This window comes from Streptomyces hamibioticus (assembly GCF_047946815.1).
In the GTDB taxonomy this organism is placed as follows: domain Bacteria; phylum Actinomycetota; class Actinomycetes; order Streptomycetales; family Streptomycetaceae; genus Streptomyces.
The window spans coordinates 5,585,431-5,599,011 of sequence record NZ_JBKKQY010000001.1 but is presented as its reverse complement, the minus strand read 5'-3'; the positions used below and the strand labels follow the sequence as shown (position 1 = coordinate 5,599,011).

Here is a 13,581-nt window from a genome sequence, read left to right as displayed (position 1 = left end):
GGTGGCCAACGTAAGGCACTCGCGGGAGCCCGGACGCACCGGGCTGAGAGGGAGGCTGGCGGCCTCCGACCGTACGAACCTGATCCGGGTCATGCCGGCGAAGGGAGGGGCTGGACACCCATGTCGCCCACAGGCACGCCGCCCACGGGTACCACCGGTAGCGCGGGCACGTCGGACGTCCTCGTCATCGGGGGCGGGATCATCGGTCTGGTCACGGCTTGGCGGTCCGCGCAGCGCGGGCTCGGCACCGCCGTGGTGGATCCCGAGCCGGGCGGCGGGGCCGCCCAGGTGGCGGCCGGGATGCTGGCCGCCGTCACGGAACTGCACTACGGCGAGCAGACCCTGCTCGCCCTGAACCTCGCCTCGGCCCGTCGCTATCCGCAGTTCGCGGCCGAGCTGAGCGACGCCACCGGCCAGGACCTCGGCTACCGGGCGTGCGGCACGCTGGCCGTCGCGCTCGACGCCGACGACCGAGCCCACCTGCGGGAACTGCATGCCTTCCAGATGCAGTCCGGCCTGGGCTCCGAGTGGCTGTCGGGGCGCGACTGCCGACGCCTGGAGCCGATGCTCGCGCCGGGCGTGCGCGGGGGGCTGCGGGTGGACGGCGACCACCAGATCGACCCGCGGCGCCTCGCCCGCGCGCTGGTGACCGCCTGTGAGCGGGCGGGTGTGGTCTTCCACCGGGTGCGGGCCGAGCGGCTCACGGTCACCGGGGACCGGGCCACCGGGGTCGTCACGGCCGACGGCACCGAGCTGGCGGCCGGGCGGACGGTGCTGGCCGCGGGCAGCCTCAGCGGGCGGCTGGCGGGCGTCCCGGAGGACGTCCTGCCGCCGGTGCGGCCCGTGAAGGGGCAGGTGGTGCGGCTGACGATGCCGCGTCACCCGGCGCCGCTGCTGAACCGGACCGTGCGCGCCGTGGTCCGCGGCAACCACGTCTATCTGGTGCCCCGGGAGGACGGCGAACTGGTCATCGGCGCGACCAGCGAGGAGATGGGCTGGGACACCACGGTCACCGCTGGGGGCGTGTACGAGCTGCTGCGGGACGCCCACGAGCTGGTCCCGGGCCTCACCGAGCTGCCCTTCACGGAGGTCCGGGCGGGGCTGCGCCCCGGCTCCCCGGACAACGCGCCGATGCTCGGCCCGACCGCGCTGGACGGCCTGCTGCTGGCCACCGGCCACTACCGCAACGGCGTGCTGCTCACGCCGGTCACCGGTGACGCCATGGCGCACGTCCTGGCCACGGGCGAGCTTCCCGAAGAGGCCCGCCCCTTCACCCCGCGGCGCTTCGACGCCGCCCCCGCACTCACGGAGCAGTCGGCATGAACACCCCGGTCACGAAGACCCCGGTCACCGTCTCGGTCAACGGGGAGCCGCGTCAGGTGGCTCCCGGCACCGCACTCGACGCCCTGGTGAGGACCCTCACCGAGGCGCCGTCCGGCGTGGCGGCCGCACTCAACGAAACCGTCGTCCCGCGCGCGCGATGGGCGTCCACCACGCTGGCCGAGGGCGACCGCGTCGAAGTCCTCACCGCCGTCCAGGGAGGCTGACCCATGGCCGACGATCCTTTCGTCCTCGGAGGTACGTCGTTCACGTCCCGACTGATCATGGGCACGGGCGGGGCGCCCAGCCTCGACGTGCTGGAGCGGTCGCTGGTGGCCTCCGGGACGGAGCTGACCACGGTCGCCATGCGGCGGGTGAACCCGACCGTGCACGGGTCGGTGCTGTCGGTGCTGGAGAAGCTCGGCATCCGGGTGCTGCCGAACACGGCGGGGTGCTACACCGCCGGGGAGGCGGTGCTCACCGCCCGCCTCGCGCGCGAGGCCCTGGGCACCGACCTGATCAAGCTGGAGGTCATCGCCGACGAGCGGACCCTGCTGCCGGACCCGATCGAGCTGCTGGAGGCGGCGGAGACGCTGGTCGACGACGGGTTCACGGTGCTGCCGTACACGAACGACGATCCGGTGCTGGCGCGGAAGCTGGAGGACGTGGGGTGCGCCGCGGTCATGCCGTTGGGGTCGCCGATCGGGTCCGGGCTCGGGATCCGGAACCCGCACAACTTCCAGCTGATCGTCGAGCACGCGCGCGTGCCGGTGATTCTGGACGCGGGGGCCGGTACGGCGTCGGACGCGGCGTTGGCGATGGAGCTGGGGTGCGCGGGGGTGATGCTGGCCTCGGCGGTCACCCGTGCTCAGGAGCCGGTGCTCATGGCCGCCGCCATGCGGAGTGCCGTGGAGGCGGGGCGGCTGGCCCGGCTGGCCGGGCGGATTCCGCGGCGGCACTTTGCGGCGGCGTCCTCTCCCGGGGAGGGGCTGGCCCGGTTGGATCCTGAGCGGCCCGCGTTCTGAGCGGCGCGGTTCTTCCGTTTGGTCCGCCCGCCCACGCACCACCCGTTTCCAGTCGGGCAGGAGGTGGGCCTCGCCCGTGGGGGCCGAGCACCGTCGGCGGCTTTCCGTGGGTGGGTGCGGCTCCGTGCGCGGACGCGTTCCCTGCGGGGGCCCGTTTCCGTGCATGGGCCCGTTTCCGTGAGTGGGGCGGCTCCGTGTGCGGACGCGTTCCCTGCGGGGCGCGTTCCCTGCGGGGCCCATCTCCGTGCGTGGCCCGTCTGCGTGGGGTGCGTCACAGGTGCGCTGCAGTCGTGGGGGTGATCGGCTTCGGGGCGGCGGGGTGTCCTTGGCGGCTCGTACACTCACCTGCGTGGACACGACCCTTCAGGACCCTCTGGTCGGGCAGGTGCTCGACGGGCGGTACCGCGTCGACGCGCGGATCGCGGTCGGCGGGATGGCCACGGTCTACCGGGCCGTGGACACCCGCCTGGACCGCGTGCTCGCGCTGAAGGTGATGCACCCGACGCTCGCGGCCGACGCCTCCTTCGTCGAGCGGTTCATCCGCGAGGCCAAGTCGGTGGCCCGGCTCGCCCACCCCAATGTCGTGCAGGTCTTCGACCAGGGGACCGACGGGGCGTACGTCTACCTGGCCATGGAGTACGTCTCCGGCTGCACCCTGCGTGACGTGCTGCGCGAGCGCGGGGCGCTGCAGCCGCGGGCCGCGCTGGACATCCTGGAGCCGGTGCTGGCCGCGCTCGGCGCCGCCCACCGCGCCGGATTCGTGCACCGGGACATGAAGCCGGAGAACGTGCTGATCGGGGACGACGGCCGGGTCAAGGTCGCCGACTTCGGTCTCGTCCGGGCCGTGGACACCGTCACCAACACGACCGGCTCCGTCCTCGGCACCGTCTCCTACCTCGCGCCCGAGCAGATCGAGCACGGCACCGCCGATCCCCGGGTCGACGTGTACGCGTGCGGCGTGGTGCTGTACGAGATGCTGACCGGCGGCAGGCCGCACGGCGGGGACTCCCCCGCCCAGGTGCTCTACCAGCACCTCCATGAGGATGTGCCGCCGCCCTCGGCCGCCGTGCCGGGGACGGCGTACGAACTGGACGAGCTGGTCGCCTCGGCGACCGCGCGCAATCCGGAGATCCGCCCGCACGACGCGGTGGCGCTGCTCGCGCAGGCCCGCGACGCCCGCGCACGGCTCGGCGACGACCAGCTCGACGCGGTGCCGCCGCAGGCACTGACCGCGGAGCACGACAACGCCGAGGACCGCACCAGCGTGATCCCGCGCGCGCTGACCGTGCCCCGGCCGCTGCCCGTCCGGGAGGAGGACGGGGCGGAGGGCGACGGTCTCGACCGCACCAGCCGGTTCCGGACCCCGCCGCCGCCTCCGCCCCGCCGCCGCTCGGCCGTACCGCGCGGTCCCATGGCGATCGTCGTGGCCGTGCTGCTGGTGCTGGGCGTGGGCGCCGGCGTCTGGTACATCAACTCCGGGCAGTTCACCAAGGTCCCGCCGCTGCTGGAGAAGACCGAGGCGCAGGCCCGGGACCGGCTGGCGGAGGCCGGGCTGGACGTGGGCAAGGTCGAGCACGCCTACAGCGACACGGTGCGGCGCGGCTCCGTGATGCGCACCGACCCGGAGGCGGGCTCCCGCATCCGCAGCAACGACTCCGTGTCGCTCACCATCTCCGACGGCCCGGAGACGGTGAAGCTGCCCGATCTGGCGGGCTACAAGCTGGACCGGGCCCGGTCCCTGCTCAAGCAGGACGGACTGGAGCCGGGCATGATCAACCGCGCGTTCAGCGAGGACGTCCCCCAGGGGTTCGTGATCTCCACGGACCCGAAGCAGGGCACCGAGGTGCGCGCGGGGTCGGCGGTCGCGCTCACCGTCAGCAAGGGCCGGCCGATCGACGTGCCGGACGTCACCGGGGACGACCTCGACGACGCCAGGGCCGAGCTGGCGGACGCCGGTCTGAAGGTGAAGACCGCGGCCGAGCGGATCAACTCCGAGCACGACGCGGGGCAGGTCGCCCGGCAGACGCCGGACAGCGGCAGCCGGGCCGCCGAGGGCGACACGGTGACGCTGACGCTGTCCAAGGGCCCGGAGATGATCGAGGTCCCGGACGTGGTCGGTGACAGCGTCGACGACGCCCGGCAGGAGCTGGAGGAGGCCGGGTTCCGGGTCAAGGAGGACCGGGGGCTGCTCGGGCTGTTCGGCGACACGGTCAAGAAGCAGTCCGTGGCGGGCGGGGACACGGCCCCGAAGGGCTCGACGATCACCATCACCATCCGGTGAGGGAGCCGGGCCCGGCCGCGGACGGAGCCGGACCCGCCCGATGACGGAGCCGGCCCGGGATGCCGGCGGAGCGGGCCGCGGCCGCCGACGCAGTCGGGCCAGGGCGCCGGTGGAGTGGCGCCCGGCCGCTGACGGAGCCGGGCCATCCGTTGACGGAGCAGCGCCGTCCGCATGACACCCTGGACGGGTGAACACGCAACATTCCGGCCCCTCCCGCAACCCGGTCGGCGCCCATGTGCCCGTGGCCGGCGGGCTGCACTCCGTGGGGCTGCCCTACGCCCGTGACCTGAAGGCGGAGGCGGTCCAGGTCTTCGTCGCCAACCCGCGCGGCTGGGCCACCCCGGTGGGCAACCCGCGACAGGACGAGGCGTTCCGCGCGGCCTGCGCGGAGGAGTCGATCCCCGCGTACGTGCACGCGCCGTACCTGATCAACTTCGGCTCGCACACGGAGGCGACCGTGGAGCGGTCGGTGGAGTCGCTGCGGCACTCGCTGCGGCGCGGCCGTGCGATCGGCGCGCTCGGTGTCGTGGTGCACACGGGCAGCGCGACCGGCGGCCGGGCGCGGGAGGTGGCGCTGCAGCAGGTGCGCGAGCACATGCTGCCGCTGCTGGACGAGCTGACCCGTGACGACGACCCGTACGTGCTGCTGGAGTCGACCGCCGGGCAGGGCGCTTCCCTCTGCTCCCGCACCTGGGACTTCGGGCCGTACTTCGAGGCGCTGGACGCCCATCCGAAACTGGGCGTGTGCCTGGACACCTGCCACGTCTTCGCGGCCGGGCACGACCTGGCCGGGCCGGACGGCATGCACCGGACGCTGGACCTGCTCGTGGACACGGTCGGTGAGGGCCGGCTGAAGCTGATCCACGCCAACGACTCCAAGGACGTCGCCGGAGCGCACAAGGACCGGCACGCGAACATCGGCGCCGGACACATCGGCGAGGACCCGTTCCGGGAGCTGATGACGCACCCGGCGACCGCGGGCGTACCGCTGGTCATCGAGACGCCGGGCGGCAAGGAGGGGCACGCGGGGGACGTGGAGCGGCTGAAGAAGCTGCGCGACGGCTGACCGGCTCCCCCGAGGGAGAGCCCGCTCAGAGTTCGGGGCCGTCCCCGGGCTCCTCCTGGTAGGAGTAGCGCTGCTCCCGCCATGGATCGCCGATGTTGTGGTAGCCGCGCTCCTCCCAGAAGCCGCGGCGGTCGGCGGTCATGTACTCGACGCCGCGGACCCACTTCGGGCCCTTCCAGGCGTACAGGTGGGGGACGATCAGCCGGAGCGGAAAGCCGTGCTCGGCGGTGAGCAGCTCGCCGTCCTTGTGGGTGGCGAACAGGGTGCGCTCGGCGGCGAAGTCGGACAGCCGGAGGTTGGAGCTGAATCCGTACTCCGCCCACACCATCACATGGGTGACGGCGGGCGCGGGCGGGGCGAGGTCGAGGATCGTGGTGGCCGGGATGCCGCCCCACTCGGAACCGAGCATGCTGAACTTCGTGACGCAGTGCAGGTCGGCCACGACGGTGGTGTACGGCAGGGCCGTGAACTCCTCGTGGTCCCAGCTGTGCTTCTCGCCGTCGGCGGTGGCGCCGAAGACCCGGAACTCCCAGCGCTCCGGGCGGAACTTGGGGACCGGCCCGTAATGCGTGACGGGCCAGCCGCGCTGCAGCCGCTGCCCCGGCGGGAGCTCGGGCTGTACCGCTCCTCCTGTACCGCCTTCTCCCTGTTCGCGTCCCACCGGCTGACCCATGCCTCCATCCTGACAGACCGGTGGTGATGCTCCCGAACGGGCAAGCGCAATATCTGGCAATCAACCCCAACCCCGGCAATTGCAACTAAGCCTGTACTTACTTACTAAGTCAAGACTTACTGGACGATCTTCGCCGCCGGTGCAATCATGCGGCGCAACCTGCCAGTTCCCCGTGCGGAAGGAGCCCATGCGATGCAGGGCGATCCCGAGGTCCTCGAATTCCTCAACGAGCAGCTGACCGCCGAGCTGACCGCGATCAACCAGTACTTCCTGCACTCAAAGCTGCAGGACCACAAGGGCTGGACCAAGCTCGCCAAGTACACGCGCGCCGAGTCCTTCGACGAGATGCGGCACGCCGAGGTGCTCACCGACCGCATCCTGATGCTGGACGGCCTGCCGAACTACCAGCGGCTGTTCCACGTCCGGGTCGGGCAGACGGTCACCGAGATGTTCCAGGCCGACCGGGAGATCGAGGTCGAGGCGATCGACCGGCTGCGCCGGGGCATCGCGGTGATGCGGGGCAAGAACGACATCACGTCGGCCAACATCTTCGAGGCGATCCTCGCCGACGAGGAGCACCACATCGACTACCTGGAAACCCAGCTGGACCTGATCGAGAAGCTGGGCGAGTCGCTGTACCTGTCGACGGTCATCGAGCAGTCCCAGCCGGACGCCTCCTGACGAAGCTCGCTCCGGGGCCGTCCTCGGCGTCCCGGACCCCCTAGGCCGCCTCGGGCAGCTCCGCCACGAGCGCGGGCTCCCCCTGGTCGACCAGCTGCCGGCGGGGGCAGGCCCCACGGCCGAGCAGCGCCTGGATACGCCGTACGCAGCCGCCGCAGTCGGTGCCGGCCTTGCAGGCGGAGGCGATCTGCCGGGGCGTGCACGCGCCGGCCGCCGCGTGGCTCTTCACCTGTTCCTCGGTGACACCGAAGCAGCTGCAGACGAACACGCGGTTCACCTCCCGGACGGGGTACAAGGTCGTGCCGTACCGATGACCGGAGGCCCGACTGATCGGTGAGGCAAACCTAACCTTACCCATCGGGCCGGGGCCGCAAAAGTGGAGGGGGCGCGGATCGTATGTGACCCGCGCCCCATTTCCCGCCCGCGAACGGGCGTACCGTCACTGGTCCCGGTACATCTCCGCCACCAGGAACGCCAGGTCGAGCGACTGGCTGCGGTTCAGCCGCGGGTCGCAGGCCGTCTCGTAGCGCTGGTGCAGGTCGTCGACGAAGATCTCGTCGCCGCCGCCGACGCACTCGGTGACGTCGTCGCCGGTCAGCTCCACGTGGATGCCGCCCGGGTGGGTGCCGAGCCCCTTGTGGACCTCGAAGAAGCCCTTGACCTCGTCCAGCACGTCGTCGAAGCGACGGGTCTTGTGGCCGGAGGCCGCCTCGAAGGTGTTGCCGTGCATCGGGTCGGTCACCCAGGCCACCGTCGCGCCCGAGGCCGTCACCTTCTCCACCAGCTCCGGCAGCCGGTCGCGGATCTTGTCCGCGCCCATCCGGACGATGAACGTCAGCCGGCCCGGCTCCCGCTCGGGGTCGAGACGCTCGATGTACTGCAGCGCCTCCTCGGCCGTCGTCGTCGGGCCGAGCTTGATGCCGATCGGGTTGCGGATCCGCGAGGCGAACTCGATGTGCGCGTGGTCCAGCTGCCGGGTGCGCTCACCGATCCACACCATGTGCGCGGAGACGTCGTACAGCTGCCCGGTGCGCGAGTCGACGCGGGTGAGCGCCGACTCGTAGTCGAGCAGCAGCGCCTCGTGCGAGGAGAAGAACTCGACGGTCTTGAACTCCTCCGGGTCCGTGCCGCACGCGCGCATGAAGTTCAGCGCGTTGTCGATCTCCCGGGCGAGCTGCTCGTAGCGCTGACCGGACGGGGACGACTTCACGAAGTCCTGGTTCCAGGCGTGCACCTGGCGCAGGTCGGCATAGCCGCCGGTGGTGAAGGCGCGCACCAGGTTCAGCGTCGAGGCCGAGGCGTGGTACATGCGCTTGAGCCGCTCGGGGTCCGGGACGCGGGCCTCTTCGGTGAAGTCGAAGCCGTTGACGGAGTCGCCGCGGTAGGTCGGCAGGGTCACGCCGTCGCGGGTCTCGGTCGGCTTGGAGCGCGGCTTGGAGTACTGGCCGGCGATCCGGCCGACCTTGACCACGGGCACCGAGGCCGCGTACGTCAGCACCGCGCCCATCTGGAGCAGCGTCTTGAGCTTGTTGCGGATGTGGTCGGCGGACACCGCGTCGAAGGCCTCGGCGCAGTCGCCGCCCTGGAGGAGGAACGCCTCTCCCTTGGCGACGGCCGCCATCCGGGCGCGCAGCTGGTCGCACTCGCCCGCGAAGACGAGCGGCGGATACGACTCGAGGTCCGCGATCACTGCGCGCAGAGCCTCGGTGTCGGGGTACTCGGGCTGCTGCGCCGCGGGCAGGTCTCGCCAGGTGTTGCCAGCGCTCGCGCTGGTCTTAGCGTTCACGGTCACGCCCTCAACATTACGGGGTCGGATCCACCGTCCATCCCGCCGCTCACGAAGTGAGACGAACCCCGCTCCGCCGCTCCCGCTCCGCCGCGCGGGGTGCCGCCAGGGCCAGCCGCCGGTGCGTGCGGCGCAGCAGCAGCCGGGCCGCCACGGGATGCGCATGGCGCACCACCGACCAGTACCGGCGCCCGGCGCGGTCGTGGAGCCGGACCACCGTACCCAGGGTCACCCGCCGGGCCGGCGCGTCCACCAGGACCGAGACCCGGAAGTCGAGGTGCCTGCCGTCCTCGCCGAGCAGCACCTCGGTGTCGGTGCGGCCGTGGACGGGGACCTCGCCGAGCACCCGCTCCCAGGCCGCCGGGTCGGCCGGCATGCCGGGGCGCAGCTCCATGGCGAAGGCGTCGGCGTGGTCGACGACGGGGAGGGCGGCCCGCAGCAGGGCGGCGCCCTCGGGGACGTCGACGGCGGACGGGCGGTCCCAGCCGAGCCGCTGGAGCAGCCGGACGTACCGGCCGCGGCGCACGGGACGGGGCAGCGCCCCGGTGGCGGCCAGCTCGGCGCTGTCGAACATCTCCTCGATCACCGTGCCGTGCACGGCGCGGACGGCGAGCAGCCAGCCCGGGTAGTCGGTGCCGCGCAGGTCCTGCTCCAGGACGTGCCGCAGCTCGCAGCGGCCGGGGCCGAGGGGCGCGACGGCCAGTTCGTGGAAGCCCGGGCCGCCGGGCGGGCCGAGGGCGAAGCGGACGCGGCGGCCGGGCTCGTGGGCCTCGACCGAGTAGCGGACCGGTCCGTGGCCGCCGGCGGCGCCGACGCCGAGCGGGCGGTCGAAGCGGATCGGGGCCCAGGCGGGGGACGGGAAGAGCGGGTCGTCGTCGGCGGCGAGCCGGTCGAGCAGCGCTCCGACCCGCCGGGCGGGGGCGGCGATCGTGCGGGCGTGCACCTTGCGTACCGTACTCATCAGAGCACCTCCGTACGGTAGCGTATGGTCAACCGTACGGTACCGTATGGACATGGTGCAACGGCCGAGGAACGACGAACGGAACCGCAGGCCCAGGCTGACCGCCCGGGACTGGGCCGACGCCGCGCTCGCGGCGATGCGCGAGGGCGGACTCGCCGCCGTCGCCGTGGAGCCGCTGGCCACCCGGCTGGGCACCACCAAGGGCAGCTTCTACTGGCACTTCGCGGGCCGTGACGCGCTGATCGAGGCCGCCCTGGTCCGCTGGGCGGAGACCGACACCGAGGCGCCCATCACCACGCTCGAGGCGGAAGTGGGCCCCGATCCCGAGCAGCGGCTGCGGTGGCTGTTCACCGAGGCGGTGCGCTCGGCGGCCGACGACCCGCTGGAGGTCACGCTGCTGGCCACCGCCGACGACCCCCGGGTCGCCGCGGCCCTCGAACGGGTCACCGAACGCCGGGTCGGCTACCTGGCCGGGCTGTTCGCCGAGGCGGGCTTCCCGGAGCCGGAGGCACACCGCCGCGCGCTGCTCGCCTACAGCGTCTACCTGGGCCACGTCCAGCTCGGCCACGCCGTCCCGGCCACGCTTCCGGAGGGCGACGAGCTGACGCGTCATCTCGAACGCACCCTCGCGCTGCTGCTGGTGCGCTAGGGTCGGGGCATGTTCACGCGCTCGGCTCACATCCAGAACTGGTGGTGGACCGCTTCTCCGGCGGCCCACTGACTGCGCGTACCCACACCTCGCGAAGGCCGCCCCAGGGGCGGCCTTCGGCGTTTCCGGCGGTCCGCTCCTCACCCACCGGGACATCCACCGGGATGTCCGCCGAAAAGGAGTACGGACCCCATGAACCTGCTCGATCTGCTGAGCGACGACCGCCCGTTCGCCCTGCTGCGCCGCCGCACCCCCGGCCTCGACCACGACCGCGTCGAGGTGCTGATCGGCACGGCCGGCACCCGGGAGCACCTCGCCGACCTGCCCGAGGACTGTCTGGCGCTGCTCCCGTTCCGCCAGATCCGCGAACGCGGCTTCGACGTCCGCGACGACGGCACCCCGCTGCTGGTGCTGACCCCGCAGGAGCGCTACGACCTCCCGCTCGCCGAGGCCCTGGAACAGCTCCCCGCGCACGACGTCCGGGTCGAGGGCGGCGGATTCGACGTCGGTGACGCGGAGTACGCCGGAATCGTCGGGCGGGTGCTGCGCGAGGAGATCGGACGGGGCGAGGGCGCCAACTTCGTGATCCGGCGGACGTACGAGGGGCAGATCCCGGGGTTCGGCCGGGCCGACGCGCTGGCCCTGTTCCGGCGGCTGCTGGAGGGCGAACGGGGCGCCTACTGGACGTTCGTGGTGCACACCGGAAACGGGGAGGGGCCCGAAGGGCCCTGCCCGGAAGGGCGGGGGCGGGCGACGGGCGGGCGCACGCTGGTCGGTGCGAGCCCGGAGGTGCACGTGCGGATGTCCGGCGGGACGGTGGTGATGAACCCGATCAGCGGGACCTACCGCTACCCCGCCGACGGCCCGGCCCCCGAGCACCTGCTCGGCTTCCTCGCCGACGGCAAGGAGACCGAGGAGCTGTCGATGGTCGTCGACGAGGAACTCAAGATGATGTGCACCGTCGGCGACATGGGCGGCGTGGTCGTCGGCCCCCGGCTGAAGGAGATGGCCCACCTCGCCCACACCGAGTACGAGCTGCGCGGCAGGTCCTCCCTGGACGTGCGCGAGGTGCTGAAGGAGACGATGTTCGCGGCGACCGTGACCGGCTCGCCGGTGCAGAACGCCTGCCGGGTCATCAAGCGGTACGAACCCCTCGGGCCGGACGGCACCGGGCGCGGCTACTACGCGGGCGCGCTGGCGCTGATCGGCCGGGACACCGGTGGCGCGCAGACCCTCGACTCCCCCATCCTGATCCGCACCGCCGACATCGACGCGCACGGGCGGCTGCGGGTGCCGGTCGGCGCGACGCTGGTGCGCGGCTCGGACCCGGCCGGCGAGGTCGCCGAGACCCACGCCAAGGCGGCCGGGGTGCTGGCCGCGCTGGGCGTCCGCGCCGCCCGGCCGCGCGAGGAGGCGGCCCGTCCCCGGCTCGCCGACGACCCGCGGGTGCGGGCCGCGCTGGACGGGCGCCGGGCCTCGCTGGCCCCGTTCTGGCTGCGCATGCAGGAACGGACGGACGCGCTCGACGGGCACGCCCTGGTCGTCGACGGGGAGGACACCTTCACGGCGATGCTCGCGCACGTGCTGCGGGCCGGCGGGCTGGACGTCACCGTCCGGCGGTACGACGAGCCGGGGCTGCGGGAGGCGGTGCTCGGGCACGCCGGTCCGGTGGTACTGGGGCCGGGCCCCGGCGACCCGGCGGACGCGGCCGATCCGAAGATGCGGTTCCTGCGCGCCCTGGCCGCCGAGGTGCTCCGGGAACACCGGCACGGCGTCCTCGGCGTGTGCCTCGGGCACGAGCTGATCGCGGCGGAGCTGGGACTGGACATCGTCCGCAAGGAGGTGCCGTACCAGGGGGCGCAGATGGAGATCGACCTGTTCGGGCGGCGGGAGACCGTCGGCTTCTACAACAGCTTCGCCGCGCGCTGCGACGACGCCACCGCCGAGGAGCTGGCCACGCACGGCATCGAGGTGAGCCGGGCCGTCAACGGCGAGGTGCACGCGCTGCGCGGGCCCGGTCGTGCCCCGGCCGCGCCGGGAAACGCGTTCGCCGGCGTGCAGTTCCACCCGGAGTCGGTGCTGACGCTGAACGGCGCCGCCGTGGTGCGGGAGCTGGTCGGTCAGCTGCGCGGCACCAGCACGTTCTCCGAGCGGCGCCCGGCCCGGTAGTCGGCGACGTTCCGCGCCGTGGTGTCGACGATCTGCCGGACGGCGTCCTCGGTGTAGTAGGCCTGGTGCGAGGTGACCAGGACGTTCGGGAAGGTGACGAGGCGGGCCAGGATGTCGTCCGCGATGGGCTCCAGGGACTTGTCGAGGAAGAACAGGCCCGCCTCCGCCTCGTACACGTCCAGGCCCACGCCGGTGAAGCGGCCCGCGCGCAGCTCCCTGACCAGGGCCGCGGAGTCGATCAGACCGCCGCGGCTGGAGTTGATCAGGACGGCGTCGTCCTTCATCGCCTTCAGGGCGTCCGCGTCGACGAGGTGCCGGGTCCGGGGCATCAGCGGGACGTGCAGGGAGACCAGGTCGGACTCGGCGAGGAGCCGCTCCTTGGGTACGTAGGTCATGCCCAGCTCCAGGCAGGCCGGGTTCTCGGCGATGTCCCAGCCGAGCAGCCGCATGCCGAAGCCGTGGGCGATCCGGGCGAAGGCCTCACCGATCTTGCCGGTGCCGAGGACGCCGGCGGTGCGGCCGTGCATGTCGCGGCCCATCAGGCCGTGCAGCCGGAAGTCGAAGTCGCGGGTGCGCGTGGAGGCGCGCACGATACGGCGGTTGACGGCCATGGCGAGGGCCCACGCGAACTCGGCGACGGAGTAGGGCGAGTAGTACGACACGCGCGCGATGGTCATGCCGAGCCGCTCGGCCGTGGCCAGGTCGGTGTTGTTGAAGCCGGTGGAGCGCTGGGCGACCATCCGGGTGCCGCCGGCGGCGAGGATCTCCAGGACGCCCGCGCCGAGGTCGCAGTTGACGGACGTGGAGACGGTCTCGTGGCCCGCGGCGATGGGCGCGGTGTCCTCGGTGAGGAAGACGTCCAGGCAGCGGACCGGCTCCCGGTCCCGGAAGGCCTGTTCGATCAGGGGCTTCTCGTCGGCCTGCACACCGAACGCCAGGATCTCCAAGGGGCCCTCCGGGGGGGTTGCAC

Annotated in this window: 14 protein-coding genes and 1 riboswitch; of the genes, 9 read left to right on the top strand and 5 right to left on the bottom strand. The window is 72.8% G+C overall.

Going from position 1 to position 13,581, the window contains the following annotated elements; translation table 11 throughout:
* The first annotated feature begins 11 nt into the window (after positions 1-11).
* Positions 12-123, top strand: a riboswitch (TPP riboswitch).
* From thiO to ACLGIH_RS25360, 5 genes are all read left to right on the top strand, one after another.
* Entirely contained in the window at positions 121-1,323 is a 1,203-nt protein-coding gene (thiO, locus tag ACLGIH_RS25380; protein WP_416527593.1) for a glycine oxidase ThiO, read from the top strand. Its footprint overlaps the riboswitch before it by 3 nt.
* Positions 1,320-1,547: a sulfur carrier protein ThiS gene (thiS, locus tag ACLGIH_RS25375; RefSeq protein ID WP_416527592.1), complete on the top strand. Its 228-nt coding sequence runs from the start codon at positions 1,320-1,322 to the stop codon at positions 1,545-1,547. The genes thiO and thiS overlap by 4 nt, the downstream gene beginning before the upstream one ends.
* 3 nt (positions 1,548-1,550) lie before the next feature.
* A complete protein-coding gene (locus tag ACLGIH_RS25370) occupies positions 1,551-2,345 on the top strand; it encodes a thiazole synthase (protein ID WP_416527591.1) in 795 nt (264 codons plus the stop codon).
* A 349-nt stretch (positions 2,346-2,694) separates the two neighbouring features.
* Positions 2,695-4,626 carry a Stk1 family PASTA domain-containing Ser/Thr kinase gene (gene pknB / locus ACLGIH_RS25365; RefSeq protein ID WP_416527590.1) on the top strand — a complete coding sequence of 644 codons (1,932 nt, stop codon included), beginning with the start codon at positions 2,695-2,697 and terminating at the stop codon, positions 4,624-4,626.
* A 187-nt stretch (positions 4,627-4,813) separates the two neighbouring features.
* Positions 4,814-5,692 carry a deoxyribonuclease IV gene (locus ACLGIH_RS25360; protein WP_416527589.1) on the top strand — a complete coding sequence of 293 codons (879 nt, stop codon included), beginning with the start codon at positions 4,814-4,816 and terminating at the stop codon, positions 5,690-5,692.
* 25 nt (positions 5,693-5,717) lie between these two features.
* Here ACLGIH_RS25360 and ACLGIH_RS25355 read toward each other — a convergent pair whose 3' ends face one another.
* Complete coding sequence (locus ACLGIH_RS25355; protein WP_416527588.1) at positions 5,718-6,365, bottom strand: sulfite oxidase-like oxidoreductase; 648 nt, start codon at positions 6,363-6,365, stop codon at positions 5,718-5,720.
* A gap of 192 nt (positions 6,366-6,557) precedes the next feature.
* On the opposite strand from ACLGIH_RS25355, the gene bfr reads away from it, so the two are divergent.
* Positions 6,558-7,046, top strand: coding sequence for a bacterioferritin (gene bfr / locus ACLGIH_RS25350; protein ID WP_416527587.1), 489 nt, complete (start codon positions 6,558-6,560; stop codon positions 7,044-7,046).
* 40 nt (positions 7,047-7,086) lie between these two features.
* Here bfr and ACLGIH_RS25345 read toward each other — a convergent pair whose 3' ends face one another.
* The 3 genes from ACLGIH_RS25345 to ACLGIH_RS25335 form a co-directional block, all read right to left on the bottom strand.
* Positions 7,087-7,314 (bottom strand): (2Fe-2S)-binding protein, encoded by a 228-nt coding sequence (locus ACLGIH_RS25345; protein ID WP_416527586.1) that lies wholly within the window; start codon positions 7,312-7,314, stop codon positions 7,087-7,089.
* A 171-nt stretch (positions 7,315-7,485) separates the two neighbouring features.
* Positions 7,486-8,838, bottom strand: coding sequence for a class II 3-deoxy-7-phosphoheptulonate synthase (locus ACLGIH_RS25340; protein WP_416527585.1), 1,353 nt, complete (start codon positions 8,836-8,838; stop codon positions 7,486-7,488).
* A 43-nt stretch (positions 8,839-8,881) separates the two neighbouring features.
* Positions 8,882-9,793 (bottom strand): DUF2867 domain-containing protein, encoded by a 912-nt coding sequence (locus ACLGIH_RS25335; protein ID WP_416527584.1) that lies wholly within the window; start codon positions 9,791-9,793, stop codon positions 8,882-8,884.
* A 46-nt stretch (positions 9,794-9,839) separates the two neighbouring features.
* Between ACLGIH_RS25335 and ACLGIH_RS25330 the strand changes: the two genes are divergently transcribed.
* From ACLGIH_RS25330 to ACLGIH_RS25320, 3 genes are all read left to right on the top strand, one after another.
* Positions 9,840-10,442, top strand: coding sequence for a TetR/AcrR family transcriptional regulator (locus ACLGIH_RS25330; RefSeq protein WP_416527583.1), 603 nt, complete (start codon positions 9,840-9,842; stop codon positions 10,440-10,442).
* A gap of 9 nt (positions 10,443-10,451) precedes the next feature.
* Entirely contained in the window at positions 10,452-10,514 is a 63-nt protein-coding gene (locus tag ACLGIH_RS25325; RefSeq protein WP_416529469.1) for a trp operon leader peptide, read from the top strand.
* Positions 10,515-10,634: 120 nt separating this feature from the next.
* Positions 10,635-12,611: an anthranilate synthase family protein gene (locus ACLGIH_RS25320; RefSeq protein WP_416527582.1), complete on the top strand. Its 1,977-nt coding sequence runs from the start codon at positions 10,635-10,637 to the stop codon at positions 12,609-12,611.
* Here ACLGIH_RS25320 and ACLGIH_RS25315 read toward each other — a convergent pair.
* Positions 12,563-13,558 carry a 2-hydroxyacid dehydrogenase gene (locus ACLGIH_RS25315; protein WP_416527581.1) on the bottom strand — a complete coding sequence of 332 codons (996 nt, stop codon included), beginning with the start codon at positions 13,556-13,558 and terminating at the stop codon, positions 12,563-12,565. The genes ACLGIH_RS25320 and ACLGIH_RS25315 overlap by 49 nt on opposite strands.
* Positions 13,559-13,581: the final 23 nt, after the last annotated feature.

Bases quoted from the DNA above. Each gene is read 5' to 3' on its own strand.
- thiO (WP_416527593.1), top strand. From the start codon at position 121: ATGTCGCCCACAGGCACGCCGCCCACGGGTACCACCGGTAGCGCGGGC.
- thiS (WP_416527592.1), top strand. From the start codon at position 1,320: ATGAACACCCCGGTCACGAAGACCCCGGTCACCGTCTCGGTCAACGGG.
- ACLGIH_RS25370 (WP_416527591.1), top strand. From the start codon at position 1,551: ATGGCCGACGATCCTTTCGTCCTCGGAGGTACGTCGTTCACGTCCCGA.
- ACLGIH_RS25355 (WP_416527588.1), bottom strand. From the start codon at position 6,365: ATGGGTCAGCCGGTGGGACGCGAACAGGGAGAAGGCGGTACAGGAGGA.
- bfr (WP_416527587.1), top strand. From the start codon at position 6,558: ATGCAGGGCGATCCCGAGGTCCTCGAATTCCTCAACGAGCAGCTGACC.
- ACLGIH_RS25335 (WP_416527584.1), bottom strand. From the start codon at position 9,793: ATGAGTACGGTACGCAAGGTGCACGCCCGCACGATCGCCGCCCCCGCC.
- ACLGIH_RS25330 (WP_416527583.1), top strand. From the start codon at position 9,840: ATGGACATGGTGCAACGGCCGAGGAACGACGAACGGAACCGCAGGCCC.
- ACLGIH_RS25320 (WP_416527582.1), top strand. From the start codon at position 10,635: ATGAACCTGCTCGATCTGCTGAGCGACGACCGCCCGTTCGCCCTGCTG.